Source organism: Nostoc sp. CMAA1605 (genome assembly GCF_021596505.1).
GTDB lineage: Bacteria > Cyanobacteriota > Cyanobacteriia > Cyanobacteriales > Nostocaceae > Trichormus.
On sequence record NZ_PJIZ01000071.1, the window covers coordinates 1 to 20,925 of the forward strand.

Below are 20,925 nucleotides of genomic sequence, written 5' to 3' on the forward strand. Positions count from 1 at the left end.
GAAGAAATTTATCCAGCCAGAGCTAAATAATTTATTACGTCATAAAATCGCTACAGAGTTATTTAGCGACTGGGTGAAGCAACAAATTGAACAATTAGATTTTACTACAGCCCTATAAATCAGTTTCAAATTAGCATCAATTTATCATCCCACTTTCTTCAAAAAGCTGGGATTTTCTTATGCTTTACCCTTTGGTATTATCTCATCATTCTGAGTGATGAAACTAGCGATCGCTATTGTATAAGGGAACACCAAAAAATAAATTATCCCAAATAAACAGCTTAGTAGGGTGCGTCAGTATGAATAACCTCTTGGTATAGTTAGGTTTTCTCGCACTGACGCACCCTACAGTTTGGATACTACAGTTTGGATACTTTTTTATCTGGAAGTCCCTAAGTGGGACGGAGTAAATAATTAAAGGTTTGTAGTGAGAACTTTAGTTCTCTCTTCTCTACGTTCCCTGCTGGACGCTTACGCGTAGCTTGCTTCTCCGTTCGCGGAGCGTCCCGCAGGGAAGGAATACGCCAAGCGTGTCATAGAAAGAGTGCCGTAGGCTTTACGAGATGCTCTGCGAACAGAAAAGGACTAAAGTCCTTACTACGAACTGAATCCTAGTATTTTTACATTACTTAACATAGTTTTCACAAATTATTGAACCCTAAGCTCACTAAGCAGCTTAGGGTTCAAAGTCTGAATTTCATTTAGCTAATCAAGTTCATCCCTATGACAATAGAGATGAACTTGATTAGGACTCAACGCAAATTAAAGTCCAACAAATAATAACTCTCACACCGCCTAAAACATTATTGATTTCTTGTTCGCTGAGTTCATGGATAAAGCTATCTTCACCTTGGAAAAGTTCGCTACCAGCAGGGGTTAAGTTAGAAATTGTTACGTTAGCCATGATTGATTGTTCTCCTGAGTAAATTAGTAATAATTTGGATTTAGATCATGATCTATCTGATATTTTAGACAGATAGAAAAATGTGATTTGATTTGTGATGCTCGTCTCTATAGCAGCAGCAATGGTAATTAATGATTAGGACTCAACGCAAATTAAAGTCCAGCAAATAATAACTCTCACGCCACCTAAAACATCGCTGATTTCTTGTTCGCTAAGTTCGTGAATAAAGCTATCTTCACCTTGGAAAAGTTCGCTACCAGCAGGGGTTAAGTTAGAAATTGTTACGTTAGCCATGATTGATTGTTCTCCTGAGTAAATGTGTGCTAATGTTGATTGAAACAATGATGATTCTGTGTTTGTACAGATAAAATATGAAAGTCTATTAAAGATGTTCATCTCTACTGTCATAGTGATGAACATTTTTTAATTACCATTCGACGCAAACGGCAGTCCAAAGAATTTGTACTCTTCCGCCACCTAAAACATCACTGATTTCTTGTTCGCTGAGTTCGTGAATAAAGCTATCTTCACCTTGGAAAAGTTCGCTACCAGCAGGGGTTAAGTTAGAAATTGTTACGTTAGCCATGATTGATTGTTCTCCTGAGTAAATGTGTGCTAATGTTGATTGAAACGTTGATGATTCTGTGTTTGTACAGATAAAATATGAAAGTGTATTAAAGATGTTCATCTCTACTGTCATAGTGATGAACATTTTTTAATTACCATTCGACGCAAACGGCAGTCCAAAGAATTTGTACTCGTCCGCCACCCAAAACATCACTGATTTCTTGTTCGCTAAGTTCGTGAATAAAGCTATCTTCACCTTGGAAAAGTTCGCTACCAGCAGGGGTTAAGTTAGAAATTGTTACGTTAGCCATGATTGATTGTTCTCCTGAGTAAATGTGTGCTAATGTTGATTGAAACGTTGATGATTCTGTGTTTGTACAGATAAAATATGAAAGTGTATTAAAGATGTTCATCTCTACTGTCATAGTGATGAACATTTTTTAATTACCATTCGACGCAAACGGCAGTCCAAAGAATTTGTACTCGTCCGCCACCCAAAACATCACTGATTTCTTGTTCGCTAAGTTCGTGAATAAAGCTATCTTCACCTTGGAAAAGTTCGCTACCAGCAGGGGTTAAGTTAGAAATTGTTACGTTAGCCATGATTGATTGTTCTCCTGAGTAAATGTGTGCTAATGTTGATTGAAACAATGGTGATTCTGTGTTTGTACAGATAAAATATGAAAGTTTATTAAAGATGTTCATCTCTACTGTCATAGTGATGAACATTTTTTAATTACCATTCGACGCAAACGGCAGTCCAAAGAATTTGTACTCGTCCGCCACCCAAAACATCACTGATTTCTTGTTCGCTGAGTTCGTGAATGAAGCTATCTTCACCTTGAAAAAGTTCGCTACCAGCAGGGGTTAAGTTAGAAATTGTTACGTTAGCCATGATTGATTGTTCTCCTGAGTAAATTAGTGGGAAATTTTGTTTTGGTGTTTGGTTTTGTTTGTCCCACATTTATATAATCTGTAGCGAAACCAGCAATTATGTATTTTGCTTCCAGGGAAATGGACAAAAGAAATACACTTTACAATATTTTTTTGATGACTCTAGATAGTAAATAGAGTCTGAGAAATGCCGGAATAACAACGGTTTTAACAGGATATAGAAATTCAAGTTAAGTACCGAATCAGGTACACACAGAAGCGATCGCCTGATTTTCTTTCCCAAAATAAAATCTTTTTGTCTCTTTCTGTTAACTGTGTTTACCTCTTAGCAAAAAAATATCCGTTGTTTCTACGATGAGTAACAACGGATCAGGCTTTTATTTGATTTTGGAAGTTTGGTATGAGATACCTTTTGACTTCTATTTCTTCTCGATGCGGGGGGGTTCGCGGAATGCGATCGCAAAGAATAAAACTCCAATCGCCAGGGTCAAAATTAAAATGTATGCAACGCTTTCCATGTCAAAAGCTCCTTAAAGTTATGAGTGCTGTTAGCGGAAGCGCGGCGTTTAGCCGGTGCTGTTAGCGGAAGCGCGGCGTTTAGCCGGTGCTGAGTGCTAGGTGCTGAGTGCTGAGTGTTTAGTTACAGAACTCACTCAGCACTCATTACTCATTACTCAGCACTAAAATTAGAGGGCTTCTTTCCGGCGGGTTGTCTTGTCACCCACTTTCTGGAATAGACCCCATTCGACTTGCTCTTCTAGATCCGCTTCTACACCAGCAAATACGTCACGGTAGATTGTCCGTGCGCCGTGCCAGATGTGACCGAAGAAGAACAACAGGGCGAATACAGCGTGTCCAAAGGTGAACCAACCTCTGGGAGATGTACGGAATACACCGTCAGAGTTCAAAGTTTCGCGGTCAAATTCAAAGATTTCGCCGCCTTGAGCTTTACGGGCATACTTCTTCACATCGACGGGATCTGTAAAGGTCTTACCATTCAAATCGCCACCGTAGAAGCTAACAGTTACACCAGTTTGCTCGAAGCTATACTTGGATTCTGCCCGACGGAAGGGGATGTCAGCGCGGACAACGCCATCAGCATCAGTCAGAATTACAGGGAAGGTTTCAAAGAAGTTGGGTAGACGACGTACAGTTAGTTCTCTACCTTCAGAGTCTGTGAATACAGCGTGACCTTGCCAAGATTGGGCAATACCATCACCTTTCACCATTGGCCCGGTACGGAATAAACCACCTTTAGCGGGGCTATTACCGACGTAATCGTAGAAGGCCAATTTTTCAGGAATTTGTGACCAAGCTTCAGAAAGGCTTGCGCCATCAGCCAAGCTAGTTTGTACGCGACGCTCAATTTCTTGGCGGAAGTAGCCTTGATCCCATTGATAACGGGTAGGGCCAAACAACTCGATGGGGGTGGTAGCGTTACCGTACCACATTGTGCCTGCAACCACGAAGGCAGCAAAAAATACCGCCGCAATACTGCTAGACAATACGGTTTCAATGTTACCCATCCGCAGAGCTTTGTAAAGCCTTTCGGGGGGTCTAACAGTGAGGTGGAATAAACCAGCAATAATACCAACTACACCGGCGGCGATGTGGTGAGCCACTACACCACCAGGGTTAAAGGGGTTAAACCCGGCTGGCCCCCATTCTGGTGCTACTGGCTGGACGCTACCAGTGACCCCAAAGGGATCGGAAATCCACATTCCAGGGCCAAACAGACCTGTTAAGTGGAAAGCACCAAAACCAAAACAGAGTAAACCAGATAAGAACAGGTGAATGCCAAACATTTTTGGCAAGTCAAGGGCGGGTTCACCAGTGCGGGGGTCTCTAAAGAGTTCCAAATCCCAGAAAACCCAGTGCCAAACGGCAGCTAGGAACAATAGACCAGAAAGGACTATATGAGCCGCAGCTACGCCTTCAAATGACCAGAAACCAGGGTCAACAGATGAAGCACCAGTAACGCTCCAACCGCCCCAAGAATCGGTTACACCTAACCGTGCCATGAAGGGTAGCACGAACATCCCTTGCCGCCACATGGGGTTGAGAACAGGATCACTGGGGTCATAAATAGCTAGTTCGTATAGTGCCATCGAACCAGCCCAGCCTGCCACCAGGGCTGTGTGCATCAAGTGTACAGAAATCAGCCGCCCTGGATCATTCAGAACGACTGTGTGTACTCGGTACCAGGGTAGTCCCATCGACTACGCTCCTCCTCGATGAGTTATGTTTACAAAACAATTTTCTTACTTAAGGTTCCAAGGTTGGAAGCCTAACCTCGGACTTCTCTGAGTTTTTTTATTGCCAGAGCCTGGGCTTTGTCACAGCCAAGCTTTTCAGCCAGATGTGACTCCTTTAGCAATGCTGACACACTTCGGAGAATTTATCCCAGAGGGTAGCGATCGCTAAGTAAAAATGAGAATGTTTTAAAAAGTGTAACTATTGATGGAACTGTTTGCAAGCCTGTCAATAGATGCGATCGTATACTCTGCAAGATTTATCTTGCCATGAATCGCCCTCAAAATATACCTAGATTATGTTTATAAAAATTTACATAAATTATTAATTGGGCATAGGGAATAGGGCATGGGGCATTGGGCATGGGGCATTGGGCATCGAAATAATAATTACCTTGCTTACTTCTTACCCTTACACCCCTACACCCTTACACCCTTATACCCCTATCTAAACCACAGACTGAATGTTTTGCAATTGACACTTAGCCTCAGCCGTTCCTAGACGTTCAATTACTTGTTCTGCCGTCATTAGTCGTTTGAGTACGACTTGACCAATGGTCTGACTAACAAGTCCTGGTGCTGTGGGTTTAACTTCTACAGTCAAGACTGCTTCTTCAATGCGATACAGCCACATCAATTCATCACTCTCCACTAAACAAATATTCAGACGTTGAATATCTGGTGGTCGTCGCCATGCAGTAATTTGCCAGAGTCCATCCGAAGCCCAAACTCTGCCAACAGTCCATCCTTCAGCCAGAAAAAAATACTTCACAGTGTTACTCTCACTTTTTCAACTTGATAATTTTGTTGTCTACAATCGGGACATCATCATCAGTTGATGATCAAGACTTACGCACAGAGGTTATTTGTTCAGAAGGGGTGTAAGGGTGTGAGGGTATAGGGGTGTAAGGGTTTTGAACACCTACACCCCCACACCCCTATACCCCTACACCCTCACCCAAATCGTTGATTTTTCGTATCACTGCGTAAGTCCTAGATGATGTATAAAGACGACATTTACTTATCAAGCCATCATCGGAATTTTACGAGAAGTTTAATTGAGGATTAATCCCTGAAGAGAACTGATTACACAAGAAAAACTTGATTCATTGTACAAATTTATTCTTCGGGTAGATTTGGTTAACAAGATGCAATGATGGCTGGATAAATGTAACAACAAATTAACACCAAATATTAACTATTACTGTTACTACAACAGCCTAATAAAGATATTCATTGTAATCAATATGAATTATTTTATCTTGATGAAATATTTAATACAAAACAGCGCATAGCGAATAGGGAATAGGGAATGGGGAATGGGGAATAGAAAACAAAAACTATTCCTAGTCCCAATGCCCGATGCCCAATGCCCAATGCCCCAATCCCAGTCCCCAATCCCCAACACTGCCACACATATAGTATGATTACTGGCTAATTTTACAAATCTAAGTGCCATGACAGGGTTTACCATATTAGGGCGACGATGGGGTCGAGTGACAAGGTTTCTATCGTTGTTTTGTTTATGCTTATTGTTTGCGATCGCTTGTACACCAAGAGAACAGACAAATACTACACCTAGTAGTCCAGGAACTACAACGGCTGGGGATGGTCGGATCACTGTGGGAACGACAGCCAAGCCAAGAACTTTAGATCCGGCGGATGCCTATGAGTTGGCATCCTTGGGTTTAGTATTTAATATGAGCGATCGCCTCTACACTTACGAACCAGGAAGCACGGAAATTAAGCCACAATTGGCGACAGCTTTACCTAAAGCGAGTGCAGATGGTCTTACCTACACCATCCCTATCCGTCAAGGAGTAGTTTTTCACGACGGTACGCCCTTTAATGCTAAGGCGATGGAGTTTAGTATCAAGCGGTTTATTGAGAATAAGGGTAAACCATCCTTCTTGTTAGCAGATACAGTCAGTTCTGTGACCGCTACAGGAGATTATGAGTTAACCATCAAACTCAAAAAACCTTTTGCAGCTTTTCCTGCTTTGTTAGCCTTCTCTGGGGTGTGTGCTGTTTCACCTGGTGCTTATGAAATTGGTGCGGGGAAATTTAAACCAGACACTTTTGTGGGAACTGGCCCCTATAAATTGGCACAGTATGGTACAGATTCACTCCGTTTAGATATTTTTGATAAATATTGGGGAGAAAAACCCGCTAACCAAGGCGTTAACGTCCAAATCCAAACCAGTCCTGTGAATTTGTTTAATGCTTTCCGTACAGGCGCAGTTGATGTAGCTTACTTATCATTACAGCCAGATCAAATTCGTAGCTTAGAAGAAGGCGGTAAAAAAGGAGATTGGCAAGCAATTACATCTCAGGGTAGTGTAGTTAGCTATTTAGTCTTAAATCGCAATCAAAAACCCCTTGATAAACCAGAAGTCAGACAGGCGATCGCTGCTATAATTGACCGTCCACTCTTAATGGAACGAGTTTTATATGGTCAAGCTGATCCCCTTTACAGCATGATTCCCACCACATTCAATGTTTCTCAACCATTATTTAAAGATAAATACAGTGATGGTAATTTTGAGAAAGCCAGACAATTATTAACAGCTGCTGGTTATTCCAAAGATAATCCGATCAAAATTCCAGTTTGGTATCCTTCGAGTTCACCCACTCGCTCTTTAGCTGCACAAACACTAAAATCTTTAGTCGATACCAAAATGGATAATATAGTGCAGTTGGAAGTTAACACTGTAGAAGGAGCAACTTTCTTTAAAGACATTTCCAAAGGTTTATATCCTGCTGCTTTACTAGATTGGTATCCAGATTTCTTAGATCCCGATAACTACGTACAGCCATTTTTAGCCTGTCAAAAAGGTTCAGATGCTAAAGGCTGTGAAGATGGTGGTAGCCAAACTCAGGGTTCGTTTTACTATAGCGAAACCATGAATAAATTAATTGACCAACAACGTAAAGAACAAAATCCTGAAGCACGGCAGAAGATTTTTGAACAAATCCAAACCCAAGTGGTGAATGATGTTCCTTACGTTCCCTTATGGCAAAGTAAAGACTATGTATTTGCCCAAAAAGGTGTAAGCAACGTACAACTTGACCCCACCCAAAACTTGATTTACAAAACTATCAAGAAATAGTTATTAGTCATTAGTCCTTGGTTATTAGTCATTAGTATTAGTATTAGTATTAGTATGAATTCTTTTGCAAAGACTGACTAACACTACAGAAGAATCATAAGGTAGTATGCGAGAAGCCAAGAGGCTATGCAGATGCAAAACTTGAATATTGACCTTATTGAGATTGAGATGATTAACTAATGACCATTGACTAATGACTAATGACTAATAACTAATAACTAATAATTAAAATGTCTAGATCAAAAGCCTTACAATACTACATTGTCTCTCGGTTGCTCCTAGCACCACTCCAGTTATTAACTATCATTACCATCGTATTTTTACTACTTCGCGCTACCCCAGGAGATCCCGCCGATGCGATTTTGGGGGGACGCGCACCGGAAGCTGCTAAAGAAGAATTAAGAAGACAATTAGGTTTGGATTTACCTTTATGGCTACAGTACCTCAATTATTTAGGTAGTTTGCTGCGATTCGATTTAGGTACATCCTTAACCAGCCGAGGACAGCAAGTTTGGAATATTATCGGACAACATTTTCCCGCCACAGTAGAGTTAGCTGTCTGTAGTATGGCGGTGGCGTTGGTGGTTGGTATTTTGGTAGGAACACTTTCCGCTTCTCGTCCTGGGACATCCTTTGATCTGGGTGGACGATTATTTGGTATTGTTACCTACGCATTGCCCATGTTTTGGGCGGGAATGCTGTTACAGTTGATTTTTTCTGTACAGCTAGGTTGGTTTCCCAACTCTAATCGCTTCCCACCCAATCTTGATCCTCCCTCATTAATTACGGGCTTGTATACTGTAGATAGCTTACTCAAAGGCAACTTTACTCAGTTTTTCGCATCTTTACATCATTTAGCCCTTCCCAGTATCACTTTAGGAATCTTATTGAGTGGGATTTTTGAGCGAATTGTCCGCGTGAACTTAAAACAAACTCTCCGCGCCGACTATGTAGAAGCAGCTAGAGCCAGAGGAGTTGCGGAAAATAAAATTTTAGTCTCCCATGCGTTGAAAAATGCCTTAATTCCCGTGATTACAGTGCTGGGTTTAACCTTTGCTTCCTTGTTAGGGGGAGCGATTTTAACTGAAGTGACATTTTCTTGGCCGGGGTTGGCGAATAGACTATATCAAGCAATATCCGATCGCGATTATCCTACAGTACAGGGTGTACTAGTATTTTTTGGGGCGATCGTTGTTGGCGCGAGTATTTTGATTGATATTCTCAATGCTTACGTTGACCCCAGAATCCGTTATTAAGCATAGCCAAAAAGTTTGTAGTCAGGACTTTAGTCCTTATTTTTTAGGCTTAATTCCTGACTCAAAAATTGCTGATTTCACGCTCTAGATAATGCTTTCATCCACAAATATTGCTGCACATAAGTAGAGGTTAAAAATGTCATACAGTGCCTTTACTTTCAACAAGGTTAAAAAAGATTTCAACCTCACAGTCATTGAAAATCAAGATTTATTCTTGAATACCCCGACTGTTGCACCTACCGATTACCTCAACATTATTCTGGCAGAACATTTGCCTTTAGTAACAGCAATCAATACAGAAAAAGCTCGTTCAGAATTGGTTATTATGCCTGTTCTCATAGAAGTTAGGCGTTATTTAAAATATCAAGTTAGTATTTTTCTGGGTCAGAATTTAATGTTGATACTGATAAAGGGCTAGAAGGACGTTGTGATTTTATCTTGTGCAAATCGCAGGAACAATATGATATTACTGCTCCTGTGGTGACGATTGTGGAGGCTAAAAATGAAAGTATTAAATCTGGTTTAGGTCAGTGTATTGCTACAATGATTGCTTCTAAGTTGTTCAACCAACAACAGGAAAACCCCATTAATGAAATTTATGGTGTAGTAACTACAGGAACTGATTGGAAATTCTTAAAACTTTGTAATCATACTGTTTTTATTGATAAGCAGGATTACTTTATTAGGGAAGTAGATAAAATTCTTGGTATTGTTGCTCATACTCTCATATCTGCCCCAGTGAGCAATTAATTGCCAGCGCAAGAAAATATAGCCTTTTTTACCCTAGTGACGTACAAAGGACAATAATTAAACGCAGATGAACACAGATATAGCTTGCTTCCCGCAGGGTAAGCGGATAAATTTGTACTTCAGTAGACTAGGAAACGCTATATTTTACTTAGGGCTTGCTGAAAAAGTCCTTTAGTGGAGGTAGGGAACAGGGAACAGTTTTACCCTAATTTTTTCCAATTTTTTTGCCTCCAAAAAATTGGAGATGCAAATTTTTTCAGCCTCATATCCCAATTCTCTTGCACTTTTTTCCCAAAAATAACCGCGAATTGCTTACCAGTAAAGAGTTTTAAAGTTATTCAACAGACCCTAAGTATATTTTCTAAAGCTAAGTGGAAGATTGATTTTTACTAGGTTAACGTATATATTGCTTCCCATCTTTTGCCGCTAAAGTCATTGCTTACCAATGCGGTTTGATATTTTTACTATGTCTACCCAACCGATAATCGAAAGTATATACACCGATGGTGCTTGCACTGGTAATCCTGGCCCTGGTGGCTGGGGTGTTGTTGTCTATTTCAATGATGGCTCAGTTCATGAAATGGGTGATGCAGCCAGCCACACCACAAATAATAAAATGGAGATGCAAGCCGCGATCGCTGCCTTACAATTTCTCCATGCTTCTGGACAAATTCAACCCATCACTCTGTATACCGATAGCGAATACTTGATTAACTGTGTTACTAAATGGGTGAAAGGGTGGAAGCGTAAAGGCTGGAAAAAAGCTGATGGTAATCCTGTCCAAAATCAAGACTTGTTAGAAACTCTTGATGAACTCAATACTAAACAAGTCAATTGGCATCATGTCCGGGGACATTCTGGTAACGTCGGTAACGAACGCTGTGATGTGATTGCTCGCAGTTTTGCCAGTGGTAAAATCCCTTCATTGAAGCGATTACTCACTGATCACACTCATAAATCTTTACCTGACAATAACGGAAATATCGTATCAAAAGTACATAATCATGTTACAACCTCTACAATAGTTAACAAAACTATACAAGAAATCGAACCTTCCGCAACATACACAACCACTATGGAACCATCTACCGCACAAGCTGCGGCTACAGTCGAAGAACAGCTGCCTGAACAAAGGGTTGAACAACTCCGTAACTTAGTTGAAACTCTACGTATTGCTGACGAAATTGCTGCTAAAGGCTACCTGATTACAAGTTCGGAATTGGCATACCTGATGGATGTCCATGCTAGTGCTGTCACTAGCCGAGGAGACCAATGGCGATGGAGAAATTGGATAGTTTCACGGGTAAGGCGTGAAGGAAATCAAATACTCTGGGAACTAGAACGAGGCGATCGCCTGGGAGGTGAAGAAGAGTAAGTGGTGAGTGCTGAGTTATGAGTGCTGAGTTATGAGTGCAGAGGATTAGATTTTTTAGTTAAAGATAGTGGGTGGCAGGTTGTAAATGTTGATTCTTGAGTTTTTCTACGAAAACCATTCAATCTTCTTGACTCTAATCTCGACTCAACACTCCCTACTCAATACTCCCCACTCCCTAGTCAAAACTCCCTATCCAACACTCAAAACTCCCTACTCAAAACTCAGCACTCAGCACTCCCCACTCAGCACTCAGCACTCCCCACTCAGCACTCAGCACTAATTCCCGTACTTTCTCCCCCGCCATTCTTTAGGTTTACGTAATGCAGATAAGAAAATTCTCAACACCGCTAAAGGATCAGCAAAAGGAGAAAGCCAAAATAGCCAACCAGCAGTAGCCGTTTTTCGATCATAGGAAGGTGCGATCGCTAGTAACATGGCAAAGCGAATGAATAATAAAAATAAATTCAATCCCAATAAGCACTTTAAAGTCCATGTTTCAGGTAAAGGTAAAAGTAGGCTGACCAAAAAATAACTCAACACAATTATTAGAGGTAAACCTTGAACTGCCGAAAGCAACCATAAGTCTCCCCAAATTTGCGCTTGAGGTGAAGCATCTTTGAGGTCAAGACTACGCCCCCATTCTTTCCAAGTTTCTAACGCTCCCTCATACATCCTGACTTTTAGCACCTTTGCGCCATCTAAAAAACCCACTTTAAAGCCTTGGGCGGCAATGTAACGAGCTAAGGTGACATCATCACAAAAGGAACTACTAGCACTGCTATAACCATCCACAGCAGCCAATACAGACCGACGGCATAAAAAACACTGTCCATTAGCCATGACTCTTTCCGGCTGTTCTGTAGTAATTCCGGCGGGGTCGAAGCGATAAAGTAGAGTCATTAGTAATGCTGGTTGTAGCCAACATTCTCCAGGATATTTGAGGATAAACTGCGGCGAGAGAGACACCAAATCATAACCTTGGGCTGTTGCTGTTCTCACTAAGCCAGCTACTAAACCAGGATGGGGTTGTGTGTCTGCATCCATCCCTAAGAACCATTCACTATTTTCTGAACTAGACAAAAAGCCGTTATGCAACGCCCACGGACGACCTACCCAATTTGTAGGTAAAGGATCATCATTCATGAGGCGAAAGCGGGGGTCTTGTTGCTGTGCAGCTTTTACTAGTTCGGGAGTCCCATCTTGGGATTTACTATCGACAACAATAATTTCTCGGACTTCGTAACTCTGACGACTCAAACCAGCCAATAAAGGACTAATTCGGAGGGCTTCATTCAGGGTGGGAATAACAACGCTCACACTGCCTAAAATTTCTGATGTAGGCTGTTGTGGTTGAATGGGGGGATTGCGTCTTGGCCCCTTGAGTAGACGCGAAAGCAGTATCGCTGTCGCAGGTAATTGGATGAGTAGGAAAAATAGCGATATCGCGCTTTCTACTATTAAAGCGTTGTCCACGGTAAAAATATTGTGCAGTTGAAATCTTGAATATAGTTTTGCCTGGGGAATTGGGCATGGGGAATTGGGCATTGGGAATAGAATGTTTTCTTTCACTTCCCTCATCCCTCATTCGGGGTTTGTCAGTTGCTGATGGGGAAACCCCCTATTTTGCCAACTGACTCACCAGTTCCCAGTCCCTCATCTCATTTTTTTACTTCAGAGCCACTTTGACGCTAGCCACAGAAACCTCAGTAGCTGCTGGTTCAACAGCAATTGCGGATGGGGCAACTGTAGCTTTCCACCATAGCAGTATTGCTGGGGCTACGCCTGATACTAGACCTAGTAAGACAGGTACAGAAAATCCAGCCGCCAAACTCATGACAGTTGCAAAACCAAAGTTACCTAAATAGATCGCTAGGGGTAAATTTAGCTGCGATCGCTCAAATTTAATCGGCTGATTTCTCCACAACAATGCAGCTACAGTCATAAACACTGAACCTGTACCCATCCAACCTGCAAAGTTTTGATAAGGCATCCCAAAAAATGCACCTGGTTGCTGCCAATACCAAAAAGGCAGAGATGTTTGGCTCATTGCTGGATCAAGGACAAAATCCCAGGATGTAAGTAACAACGCACCTAAAACAACTGCACCGATATGGCGTAACAAACTCGGCTTTTTATCAACTGCTAAACCAGCACGTCCTAACAGATAGGCAGAACAGCCCACATAAAACCATGACAAGGGAATGGTAAATGGAACTAAACCAGCAATTTTATAACCCAAGCCACTTAAGTAACTGTAGTGACCAAAAGGAAAACCTGTGCTTGTTCCTAAAAGTTCACTGGTTAAGGAAATTAACACCGCAGGCAGCATAAATCCCAAGGTACGGCCTAAACCCAATGTCCGTAAGGCATACAAAAATACCGCAGCCGCCCCTAAAATCATGTAGACTACTCCACCTCCAGCCATACTCCATTGCATGGCTGTTTGTCCTATCTCAGATAGATGAAGAATGACTTCGGCATTCGGTATAACTAGTAGTATCCCTACCAATCCAAACACCATTGACACAATGTGACCAATAAGGGACACGCGCTCAAAGACAACAAGCTGTTTCATGATCATTCCTTAAATCAAGATGTGATACTCGGCTACTCTGCTGCTATCAGTTTACAAATGTTTACGAAAATATTTAACTAGTTTTGCCTGTAATTCTCTGCAAAAGTTTGTTGAACTTTTTTGCCAGAGAATGAAAATCTATGGGTTGCATCTAGAATAAATGGGATGATAAGGTTATAGTCTAAGCTATTAACGCCACAATGTGTCCAGATAAACTAGCTTTTGTCTAGTAAAATCTGCTGAACAATAATCTCCCAGGTGGGGGTTGCAAACATAATTTTAGGTTCAAAGCTGCTCATCACCAAAAACGCTTTGAATGTGAGTGATTTATGACCTAGATCACAATGATTTCAGTAAGGCAAGGCTAAATTTGTAACAAGTAAATTAGATATTCACCAATCCATGCTGATTGTAAATAGAATTCCTTGGATAACTTTGGGTCTACTAATACTTACCTATGGGACGTTGGGTTGGTCTTTATCTGAAGCACAAGCCCCGTGGTTTGTCTGGTTGGTGCTAGTGCTGAGTTTGTTACTTTTAGTGGGAACCTTAACAGCTCCCTATTCAACTTTAGCTAAATACTCGGTTGTGCTACTCGGTTCCAACACTAAGACTTTTGTGGCTGCTGTGTTGGGAGCATTTTTATTCTTTATGATGCTGGCGTGGTTTCGGATATTCCTTGACACCTTATTGATTGTTGCGTCGGCAATATTAGCCAGAATCGACTTTCAATCAGCAGGATTTAGAGAAGGGCTAGCTTTTGTAGTTACCTGTGTTTTTTCAGTTGCAGGCGTGGGTTTAGGTGCGTTTGCTTACACAGCTATTACACAGAAGGTTTGGTTTTAGAAACATCTTTCAAAAACTTTTAGTAGTTGGGCATTTCTGCCCAACTAGAAATTTAGCTAGCGACTGCTTCAGCAGCAACTGGTGGATAAACGCTGACTTTTTTACTGGATTTACCCTTTCTTTCAAAGGTAACTACGCCATCAACCAAGGCAAATAAAGTATCATCTTTGCCAATCCCAACGTTGTTACCAGGATGGAACTTAGTACCACGTTGACGCACGAGAATGTTTCCTGCACGTACAACTTGACCACCGAAACGCTTTACGCCTAACCGTTGAGCATTAGAATCACGACCGTTGCGTGTACTACCTGTTCCCTTCTTATGAGCCATAATTTCCTTTTTTTATTGCTTCTTTTGACTATTATTCAGCAGCAGGTTCAGCAGTTGCTGTAGCTGGAGCAGTTAAGACTGTACCGTTAATGGTAATGGAATCAATCATTAGTCTCGTAATTTCCTGGCGATGCCCCCGTTTTTTGCGGGTTTTCTTTTTCGGCTTCATTTTGTAAACCAGGACTTTGCGACCTCTCAAGTGGCGCATGACTGTACCTTCTACAGTTGCACCTGAGACTAAGGGTTGTCCGATGTCGATTCCGCCGTCATGCTGTACTAGCAAAACTGCATCTATTGTAACTTTTTCATTTGGCTCGACAGCGAGCAGTTCAATATCGTAAAAACGGCCTGGCTCAACTCTGAGTTGTTTACCGCCAGTTTCAATAATTGCGTAGGTCATGAAATTGTCCTTGAGGTTGCCGTACAGGTAGCTGACGGTAAAATTTTTTTTGTCAGCTTTTGCATGGTGTCTACCTGATCCGAGCAGGAATGAGACAGACAATCTAAAATCATATGCGATTTAGCAATATTTGGTCAACTATTCACTAGTAGATATTGTCTTTGGTGTCTAGGAAAATTCCAATACAGAGAATTTATGGAAGAATTTCCCCAAAATTTACGAAATCCTCAAAAAGCTAGATGTAGTTATTACTGACACAGAACAGCACCAACAAATCTGAGCCAAGGATTACCCTGACTCAGATTTTCTCTTTATGGGGAAGTGCTGCTGATGGAGAGCGATCGCCTGACTCACAAGAGGAATGGGAGCAGGGAGCAGGGGGAAAATCAAAATATTCTCTCTTGGTGAATAATTTATTTTCTGGAAGTCCCTAACATAGAATCAGATACGCTTGATGGAAAAGGGGTGAAATGACAGCCCAAGTCGTAAATACCACCTCAGAATTAATGGCATTTTAAAACTAGCCTATGAAAAGAGTTGACGTTGAAAACAGAACTATTTTAATCGGTTTAGCTGGTAGCCACGGCTATGGCTTAAACCGTCCTGAATCTGACTTTGATTTTCGGGGTGTATTTATTGCACCTAAAAAGTATTATTTGGGATTTGACAAGGTTGAACAAAAAGATGCTGGTTGGGATGAACCTGGGATTTTCCCTTTTATCGATGGCAATAAAGATACAGTTATTTATGAATTGAGAAAGGTTTTGCAATTATTAGCTGGTGCTAATCCCAATGTTTTAGAATTACTGTGGTTGCCTAATTATCCTGTTTTAACTGATGTTGGTCAGCATTTAATTAAGCATAGAAAACTATTTTTGAGTAAGAAAGTCAAGCATACTTATTCTGGTTATGCTTTTGCTCAAATCAAAAAGATGGAAACTCATCGTAAATGGTTATTACATCCGCCACAAAAAAAGCCCCTACCATCTGATTTTGGCATCGAAAACGAAGAACCTTTAATTAAAGATGAATTGAATGCCTTTCTGGAGTACCTGTATATCTTAATTAGAGGCAGAATCGAATTTTTAGAAGAAGCTGAACAATTATATAAGTTGCTGACGGCTGATATTGATTTTAAAGGTGTTTTGAAACAGTACACCTTACCAGATGAAGTTTTGGAGTATACGCAAAAATTAACTAATAGTCGGGGTGACTTTATTCGCCTATTACAAAAGAGTCAAAGTTATCAGGTAGCTTTGAGAGAATGGAAAGCTTATCTATCATGGCAAGAAAATCGCAATCCTGCTAGAGCAGAAATGGAAAGAAAGTCAGGTTTTGACTTAAAACATGGAATGCACTGCATTAGACTGCTACGCAGTGGGTTAGAAATATTGCAGACAGGTAGAGTAATTGTTGATAGGAGAGTAGCAGGCGATGTTGATGATTTAAAAGCTATTCTCAAGGGTGCATATTCTTATGAACAAGTTATGCAAATGGCAAATGATTTAGTGGCTCAAATGGATTCTGTATATGAAAAATCGACTTTGCCACATCACCCAAATTTAGAAAAGATTAACGATTTGTGTATGGAATTGGTGGAAATGCAAGGGTGGTAATTGGGCATTGGTGATGGGGAAAAGAAATGCTCAATTATTTTTGCTTTTAATAAAATCAAGGGTGTTGAGTGTGTCAGCAAGACCATAAAAGCTAATGAGGAGTAATATAATTGCTGCTAGTTGGGTGACTTTGGTTTGGGGCGAAGGTGCGATCGCTTCTCGCACTAAAATAGACATAGCAGCCCCTACTGACAAACTTAAACACAAGATAAAATAGGGTTTGTCTGGTGTAATCATCGCAACTGTCAACATGGCTATCGCTAGCGTCAGCATGATTAGCTCTACTAAACTAGGGGGGTTATATTGGCTAGCTACAATGAAACTGTTCAACCAAAATCGCCAAATTCTCATAGTGAGTGATGAGTGCTGAGTAATAAGTAATAAGTAATGAGTAATGAGTAATGGGTAAACAGTAATTTCTACAGCTATTTTTTGCTATTTCAGTAATATTGTGTCTAATAACTCATAAATGAGGGTTGAACAATGTTCAACCCTGAAAAAACATTTGTATGTTGGTATCGGTATCGTCAAAAGCAAATGACTATCTAACACCTGTCTTCATTTGACCTGTGCCATTTCTTTGGTTTGTGTCATTTTCGGTAATTTCTACACCAAAGACGCGACCAAAAGTTTTTTCTACTTTGTAGCCAGAGTCAATTGATTCTAAGGGGTCTTTCCGCAGACGGTGACGCAGACATAAAGTAATGACGCGGCGGATATCATCAACCGTAACTTCGCTGCGACCTTCAAAAGCGGTTAATGCTTTAGCAGCGCGGTTGGTGACAATATCACCACGTAAACCGTCAACATCTAATTCTGAACAGACTTCTGAGATTTTCACCCGTAGGTCATAGTCTAGTTTGACTTCTGGTAGCAGCTTTTGCGCGTTAACAATTTTCTCTTGCAGAGATTCTTGCTCTGTTTTGTATTTTTCGAGGAATCCTGGCGGATTTTGGTCAAATTCTGACCTTTGCTCGACGATTTGCACCCTTAAGGCAGGTTCTTTAACGGTGTGAATTTCCGCGTGCATTCCAAATCGGTCAAGCAATTGGGGACGCAGTTCACCTTCTTCGGGGTTTCCTGAACCTACTAGTACAAATCTAGCTGGGTGACGGATGGAAATACCTTCCCGTTCTACGGTGTTCCAACCGCTAGCGGCAGAATCGAGAAGTACGTCTACAAGGTGGTCATCTAGCAAGTTGACTTCATCAACGTAAAGAATACCCCGATTAGCTTTGGCTAACAGTCCAGGTTCAAAGGCTTTCACACCTTCCGATAAAGCTTTTTCGATGTCGATAGTACCACAAACGCGGTCTTCTGTAGCTCCCAGGGGGAGGTCTACCATTTGCACTTTCTTCAGTTCTACGGGAACTTCAGACCCTTGGTCAACCTGCTGGCGGACTTCATCGCTCATCAGGTCAGGGTCGCGGGGGTCGCTGTTGAAGGGGTCATTGGCGACTACGGAGATTTCTGGCAAGAGGTCAGCCAACGCCCGGATAGTTGTGGATTTACCTGTACCGCGATCGCCCATAATCATTACACCACCGATTTTGGGATCAATCACGTTCAACAGTAGTGCCAGTTTCATTTCTTCCTGGCCTACAATTGCCGTAAATGGAAACACCACGCGACGCGCACTTGCCGTGGATTGAGCAGTTGGAGTCACTAAATTACCTTAATAATATCTTTCTTATTACAGTTCTTTATTGTGCCACAGTTGGGGGTTGGGAGATTATTAAAAAATTAGGTCTAGGGGTGAAATCAAGTCAAAAGTCAAAATTCATTAGGGTTTGCTGAGATGAATGTGCAGTTTTTCGGAAGCGTGATCGCTCTTGTTAGGTGCGTTAAACTCTACAGTAGCAGGCAAAGGTAAAGATAATGGCTGAACTTAAACTTAGGTCAAAAGATCCAGATTCCCTCAGACGAATTATTCAAAGTGCTTTGTCAGAAAGATTACAAAGTGTGACAACAGGAATTAAAAGAACAGAAGAACGTCTTCAGGAATTTGAAACTAAATATCAATTATCAACTGAGGAATTTATCATCCGCTTTAATAATGATGAATTATCCCATAGCTTTGACTTTGATGAATGGCTCGGAGAAGCTCGAATGTTGGTACATTTACAACAAACAAAAGAATCGATAGAGGAGATTCATTTTGTTGATTGAAGACTATTTTCAGGAGGTTGAGATTTTAATTGAATCCTCGCAAATAGTTCAATTATTTAAGATTGAAACCGAAAGAAGAGGAATGTACGAAGGTTTTATCAGGGGAAAGCTCGAATTTCCAGATAATTCATTGCTGCATTTGAGAGAATTTGTTTATGTAGAAATATCCATAGATAGAAAAATGTATAGTTATCAATATATGAGTTCAGAGAATAAGCTAATTTTTCGCTATGACAATACTGAGCATCATCGGAAGTTAAATCTTCCTACTTTTCCTCATCATAAACATGATGGCAGTGAGGATAAAGTTGTTAAATCAACTGCTCCTTTTTTAGCTGATGTACTAAAGGAGATTGAAAAAATAAGTAGGACAGGGTAAATATTTGTAGTTCTGATTAGGCAGGGGGTAAGGGAGCCGGGAGCAGGGGGAAAGAGGATTTTAGCCTAGTTTACATTTCTGTAAGATAGTTAGGTTTTTTCTCACCGATCTACTTATTAGTGCGATCACTCTCTTGATTATCTTACAAAATGCGATCAGCACACGCGTCAATGGTTTTCAAGCAAGGGATAGAACGCAGTGAAACCCGACAAATACAGGGCTTTGAGGTCTTGGGGAAGTTTTAACGCCATGTCCTAGATCAAAACATCCGTCGCCGTTGGCGTTGACGCTTCTTTTCTAGTTGGGGTCTGTGTAGGGGTACAACTTCGGCTTCACTACTTTCTCTAGCTACTCGAATAAGTATGGCTGCACCTATCAAGCTAGCAATCATCGAGTTACCACCATAGCTAAACATAGGCAAGGGTAAACCTGTTGTGGGTAATGCACCTGTAGCTACGGCAATATGGAGCAGTGATTGTCCTACCATCACGGTGGTGATACCCATTGCTACTAAACGGTGAATGGGGTTTTTTGCTTTCAGTGCTACCATTAAGCCGAGGGTGGCGAATGCAGCTAACATCAGTAACAGTACAATACCGCCAACAAAGCCAAACTCCTCAGAGAAGATTGCAAAAATAAAATCTGTGTCTTGAATTGGCAGATAAAATAACTTTTGCTGGGACATTCCAAAGCCTGCGCCCCAGGTTTTACCAGATCCTACGGCTAAAAGACTCTGTACTAATTGATAGCCGTCTCCGGTAGCATCCGCCCAAGGGTTGAGGAATGACATTACGCGCTTGCGTTGGTATTCTTTAATACTGATACTGAGTATTCCTAATGCAAACCCACCGATGGCTGTACCTGCTAAATATTTGTAAGGTACACCACCAGCTAGTGCTATCAGCCAGATAGTAATTCCACAAAGGGCGGCTGTACTTAAGTTGGGCTGGGCAAGAATTCCTAAAATTACTAAGCCAAAGATAGCTAGCCAAGTTAAACGAACGCGCCAGGCTAATTTTTCCCATTGTCCAAACAGTCGCGCACTTTGTAGCACTAAAAAGGGTTTAATTAATTCGGAAGGTTGAATGGGAATTGGCCCTAAAGCTATCCACCGGGCTGCGTCAAAGGCTTTTTTCCCCAAACCGGGAACTAAAGTCACAAAAATTAATAATAAAAATATTCCTAAAAACCAATGGGACGCGCCTAAAATTTTCTGTAAAGGTCGGTTCACAATGAAGTTGAATGCAAACAGCGAGGCGAGTACCCAAAGAATTTGTCGCTTAAAGTAATATAGTCCATCACCTTGGCGAACATCAGCCACCACATAGGATGCTGAAAAGAGGATAATCAAACCGACAAATAACCAAATAAATGTCAACCAACGCAACAACCGCGCTTCTAATGCCCAGTTGGAGACAGAATCATCAAAAATTGGAATCAGGTTGCGTAGATTCACGATGCAGTTATATGTAAAAGATAAGGAGTTGTTGAAAGTTAGGAA

At 41.2% G+C, this 20,925-nt stretch carries 26 protein-coding genes; 10 read left to right on the plus strand and 16 right to left on the minus strand.

All coding sequences use genetic code 11. The features are described 5' to 3' along the window. Positions 1-745: 745 nt before the first annotated feature. From CV014_RS20820 to CV014_RS20860, 9 genes are all read right to left on the minus strand, one after another. Positions 746-904 carry a hypothetical protein gene (locus CV014_RS20820; RefSeq protein ID WP_236143779.1) on the minus strand — a complete coding sequence of 53 codons (159 nt, stop codon included), beginning with the start codon at positions 902-904 and terminating at the stop codon, positions 746-748. 135 nt (positions 905-1,039) lie between these two features. Continuing rightward, positions 1,040-1,198: a hypothetical protein gene (locus CV014_RS20825; RefSeq protein WP_236143780.1), complete on the minus strand. Its 159-nt coding sequence runs from the start codon at positions 1,196-1,198 to the stop codon at positions 1,040-1,042. A gap of 133 nt (positions 1,199-1,331) precedes the next feature. Further along, entirely contained in the window at positions 1,332-1,490 is a 159-nt protein-coding gene (locus CV014_RS20830; protein ID WP_236143781.1) for a hypothetical protein, read from the minus strand. A gap of 133 nt (positions 1,491-1,623) precedes the next feature. Beyond that, positions 1,624-1,782, minus strand: coding sequence for a hypothetical protein (locus CV014_RS20835; protein WP_236143781.1), 159 nt, complete (start codon positions 1,780-1,782; stop codon positions 1,624-1,626). Between the two features lie 133 nt (positions 1,783-1,915). After that, the gene (locus CV014_RS20840; protein WP_236143781.1) at positions 1,916-2,074 is read right to left on the minus strand and encodes a hypothetical protein; all 159 of its coding nucleotides are present in this window, start codon (positions 2,072-2,074) and stop codon (positions 1,916-1,918) included. Between the two features lie 133 nt (positions 2,075-2,207). Continuing rightward, positions 2,208-2,366 (minus strand): hypothetical protein, encoded by a 159-nt coding sequence (locus CV014_RS20845; RefSeq protein ID WP_236143781.1) that lies wholly within the window; start codon positions 2,364-2,366, stop codon positions 2,208-2,210. A gap of 418 nt (positions 2,367-2,784) precedes the next feature. Further along, complete coding sequence (locus CV014_RS20850; RefSeq protein WP_103135505.1) at positions 2,785-2,883, minus strand: photosystem II reaction center protein T; 99 nt, start codon at positions 2,881-2,883, stop codon at positions 2,785-2,787. 168 nt (positions 2,884-3,051) lie between these two features. Further along, positions 3,052-4,581 carry a photosystem II chlorophyll-binding protein CP47 gene (gene psbB, locus CV014_RS20855; RefSeq protein ID WP_236143782.1) on the minus strand — a complete coding sequence of 510 codons (1,530 nt, stop codon included), beginning with the start codon at positions 4,579-4,581 and terminating at the stop codon, positions 3,052-3,054. A gap of 484 nt (positions 4,582-5,065) precedes the next feature. Further along, positions 5,066-5,389 (minus strand): hypothetical protein, encoded by a 324-nt coding sequence (locus CV014_RS20860; RefSeq protein ID WP_236143783.1) that lies wholly within the window; start codon positions 5,387-5,389, stop codon positions 5,066-5,068. Between the two features lie 685 nt (positions 5,390-6,074). Here CV014_RS20860 and CV014_RS20865 point away from each other — a divergent pair. The 6 genes from CV014_RS20865 to CV014_RS20885 all read left to right on the plus strand — a co-directional run bounded on the left by CV014_RS20865 (position 6,075) and on the right by CV014_RS20885 (position 11,388). Beyond that, a complete protein-coding gene (locus CV014_RS20865; protein WP_236143784.1) occupies positions 6,075-7,727 on the plus strand; it encodes an ABC transporter substrate-binding protein in 1,653 nt (550 codons plus the stop codon). A 230-nt stretch (positions 7,728-7,957) separates the two neighbouring features. Beyond that, positions 7,958-8,983 (plus strand): ABC transporter permease, encoded by a 1,026-nt coding sequence (locus CV014_RS20870; RefSeq protein ID WP_236143785.1) that lies wholly within the window; start codon positions 7,958-7,960, stop codon positions 8,981-8,983. A 136-nt stretch (positions 8,984-9,119) separates the two neighbouring features. Beyond that, positions 9,120-9,401 carry a hypothetical protein gene (locus CV014_RS30460; RefSeq protein ID WP_329608413.1) on the plus strand — a complete coding sequence of 94 codons (282 nt, stop codon included), beginning with the start codon at positions 9,120-9,122 and terminating at the stop codon, positions 9,399-9,401. Positions 9,402-9,421: 20 nt separating this feature from the next. Continuing rightward, a complete protein-coding gene (locus CV014_RS30465) occupies positions 9,422-9,733 on the plus strand; it encodes a hypothetical protein (protein ID WP_329608414.1) in 312 nt (103 codons plus the stop codon). A 466-nt stretch (positions 9,734-10,199) separates the two neighbouring features. Next, a complete protein-coding gene (gene rnhA, locus CV014_RS20880; RefSeq protein WP_236143786.1) occupies positions 10,200-11,108 on the plus strand; it encodes a ribonuclease HI in 909 nt (302 codons plus the stop codon). Between the two features lie 85 nt (positions 11,109-11,193). After that, positions 11,194-11,388, plus strand: coding sequence for a hypothetical protein (locus CV014_RS20885; RefSeq protein ID WP_236143787.1), 195 nt, complete (start codon positions 11,194-11,196; stop codon positions 11,386-11,388). On the opposite strand, the gene cruG is transcribed toward CV014_RS20885, so the two are convergent. Together cruG and cruF are read right to left on the minus strand one after the other, a co-directional pair. Beyond that, on the minus strand, positions 11,385-12,581 hold the full coding sequence (gene cruG, locus CV014_RS20890) for a 2'-O-glycosyltransferase CruG (protein ID WP_236143803.1): 1,197 nt from the start codon (positions 12,579-12,581) through the stop codon (positions 11,385-11,387). The two genes, CV014_RS20885 and cruG, sit on opposite strands and share 4 nt — an antisense overlap. Positions 12,582-12,774: 193 nt before the next feature. Further along, the gene (gene cruF, locus CV014_RS20895; protein WP_236143788.1) at positions 12,775-13,683 is read right to left on the minus strand and encodes a gamma-carotene 1'-hydroxylase CruF; all 909 of its coding nucleotides are present in this window, start codon (positions 13,681-13,683) and stop codon (positions 12,775-12,777) included. 402 nt (positions 13,684-14,085) lie between these two features. Here cruF and CV014_RS20900 point away from each other — a divergent pair, with 402 nt between their 5' ends. Next, positions 14,086-14,529 carry a hypothetical protein gene (locus CV014_RS20900; RefSeq protein WP_236143789.1) on the plus strand — a complete coding sequence of 148 codons (444 nt, stop codon included), beginning with the start codon at positions 14,086-14,088 and terminating at the stop codon, positions 14,527-14,529. Between the two features lie 52 nt (positions 14,530-14,581). On the opposite strand, the gene rpmA is transcribed toward CV014_RS20900, so the two are convergent. Further along, positions 14,582-14,860: a 50S ribosomal protein L27 gene (gene rpmA, locus CV014_RS20905; protein ID WP_236143790.1), complete on the minus strand. Its 279-nt coding sequence runs from the start codon at positions 14,858-14,860 to the stop codon at positions 14,582-14,584. A 31-nt stretch (positions 14,861-14,891) separates the two neighbouring features. Further along, on the minus strand, positions 14,892-15,260 hold the full coding sequence (rplU, locus tag CV014_RS20910; protein WP_236143791.1) for a 50S ribosomal protein L21: 369 nt from the start codon (positions 15,258-15,260) through the stop codon (positions 14,892-14,894). 527 nt (positions 15,261-15,787) lie between these two features. Between rplU and CV014_RS20915 the strand changes: the two genes are divergently transcribed. Next, positions 15,788-16,876 carry a nucleotidyltransferase domain-containing protein gene (locus CV014_RS20915; protein WP_236143792.1) on the plus strand — a complete coding sequence of 363 codons (1,089 nt, stop codon included), beginning with the start codon at positions 15,788-15,790 and terminating at the stop codon, positions 16,874-16,876. Between the two features lie 30 nt (positions 16,877-16,906). On the opposite strand, the gene CV014_RS20920 is transcribed toward CV014_RS20915, so the two are convergent. Together CV014_RS20920 and bchI are read right to left on the minus strand one after the other, a co-directional pair. Continuing rightward, on the minus strand, positions 16,907-17,227 hold the full coding sequence (locus tag CV014_RS20920) for a hypothetical protein (RefSeq protein ID WP_236143793.1): 321 nt from the start codon (positions 17,225-17,227) through the stop codon (positions 16,907-16,909). A 190-nt stretch (positions 17,228-17,417) separates the two neighbouring features. Next, entirely contained in the window at positions 17,418-18,542 is a 1,125-nt protein-coding gene (gene bchI, locus CV014_RS20925; protein ID WP_236143794.1) for a magnesium chelatase ATPase subunit I, read from the minus strand. 212 nt (positions 18,543-18,754) lie between these two features. Here bchI and CV014_RS20930 point away from each other — a divergent pair, with 212 nt between their 5' ends. Both CV014_RS20930 and CV014_RS20935 read left to right on the plus strand, forming a co-directional pair. Then, positions 18,755-19,045, plus strand: a complete 291-nt coding sequence (locus CV014_RS20930) for a hypothetical protein (protein ID WP_236143795.1) — start codon at positions 18,755-18,757, stop codon at positions 19,043-19,045. Beyond that, positions 19,035-19,424 (plus strand): toxin-antitoxin system TumE family protein, encoded by a 390-nt coding sequence (locus tag CV014_RS20935; protein ID WP_236143796.1) that lies wholly within the window; start codon positions 19,035-19,037, stop codon positions 19,422-19,424. The genes CV014_RS20930 and CV014_RS20935 overlap by 11 nt, the downstream gene beginning before the upstream one ends. Before the next feature lie 259 nt (positions 19,425-19,683). On the opposite strand, the gene CV014_RS20940 is transcribed toward CV014_RS20935, so the two are convergent. Then, positions 19,684-20,880 (minus strand): FtsW/RodA/SpoVE family cell cycle protein, encoded by a 1,197-nt coding sequence (locus tag CV014_RS20940; protein WP_236143797.1) that lies wholly within the window; start codon positions 20,878-20,880, stop codon positions 19,684-19,686. Positions 20,881-20,925: the final 45 nt, after the last annotated feature.

Bases quoted from the DNA above. Each gene is read 5' to 3' on its own strand.
- CV014_RS20820 (WP_236143779.1), bottom strand. From the start codon at position 904: ATGGCTAACGTAACAATTTCTAACTTAACCCCTGCTGGTAGCGAACTT.
- CV014_RS20825 (WP_236143780.1), bottom strand. From the start codon at position 1,198: ATGGCTAACGTAACAATTTCTAACTTAACCCCTGCTGGTAGCGAACTT.
- CV014_RS20830 (WP_236143781.1), bottom strand. From the start codon at position 1,490: ATGGCTAACGTAACAATTTCTAACTTAACCCCTGCTGGTAGCGAACTT.
- CV014_RS20835 (WP_236143781.1), bottom strand. From the start codon at position 1,782: ATGGCTAACGTAACAATTTCTAACTTAACCCCTGCTGGTAGCGAACTT.
- CV014_RS20840 (WP_236143781.1), bottom strand. From the start codon at position 2,074: ATGGCTAACGTAACAATTTCTAACTTAACCCCTGCTGGTAGCGAACTT.
- CV014_RS20845 (WP_236143781.1), bottom strand. From the start codon at position 2,366: ATGGCTAACGTAACAATTTCTAACTTAACCCCTGCTGGTAGCGAACTT.
- CV014_RS20850 (WP_103135505.1), bottom strand. From the start codon at position 2,883: ATGGAAAGCGTTGCATACATTTTAATTTTGACCCTGGCGATTGGAGTT.
- psbB (WP_236143782.1), bottom strand. From the start codon at position 4,581: ATGGGACTACCCTGGTACCGAGTACACACAGTCGTTCTGAATGATCCA.
- CV014_RS20865 (WP_236143784.1), top strand. From the start codon at position 6,075: ATGACAGGGTTTACCATATTAGGGCGACGATGGGGTCGAGTGACAAGG.
- CV014_RS20870 (WP_236143785.1), top strand. From the start codon at position 7,958: ATGTCTAGATCAAAAGCCTTACAATACTACATTGTCTCTCGGTTGCTC.
- CV014_RS30460 (WP_329608413.1), top strand. From the start codon at position 9,120: ATGTCATACAGTGCCTTTACTTTCAACAAGGTTAAAAAAGATTTCAAC.
- rnhA (WP_236143786.1), top strand. From the start codon at position 10,200: ATGTCTACCCAACCGATAATCGAAAGTATATACACCGATGGTGCTTGC.
- CV014_RS20885 (WP_236143787.1), top strand. From the start codon at position 11,194: ATGTTGATTCTTGAGTTTTTCTACGAAAACCATTCAATCTTCTTGACT.
- cruF (WP_236143788.1), bottom strand. From the start codon at position 13,683: ATGAAACAGCTTGTTGTCTTTGAGCGCGTGTCCCTTATTGGTCACATT.
- CV014_RS20900 (WP_236143789.1), top strand. From the start codon at position 14,086: ATGCTGATTGTAAATAGAATTCCTTGGATAACTTTGGGTCTACTAATA.
- rpmA (WP_236143790.1), bottom strand. From the start codon at position 14,860: ATGGCTCATAAGAAGGGAACAGGTAGTACACGCAACGGTCGTGATTCT.
- rplU (WP_236143791.1), bottom strand. From the start codon at position 15,260: ATGACCTACGCAATTATTGAAACTGGCGGTAAACAACTCAGAGTTGAG.
- CV014_RS20915 (WP_236143792.1), top strand. From the start codon at position 15,788: ATGAAAAGAGTTGACGTTGAAAACAGAACTATTTTAATCGGTTTAGCT.
- CV014_RS20920 (WP_236143793.1), bottom strand. From the start codon at position 17,227: ATGAGAATTTGGCGATTTTGGTTGAACAGTTTCATTGTAGCTAGCCAA.
- CV014_RS20930 (WP_236143795.1), top strand. From the start codon at position 18,755: ATGGCTGAACTTAAACTTAGGTCAAAAGATCCAGATTCCCTCAGACGA.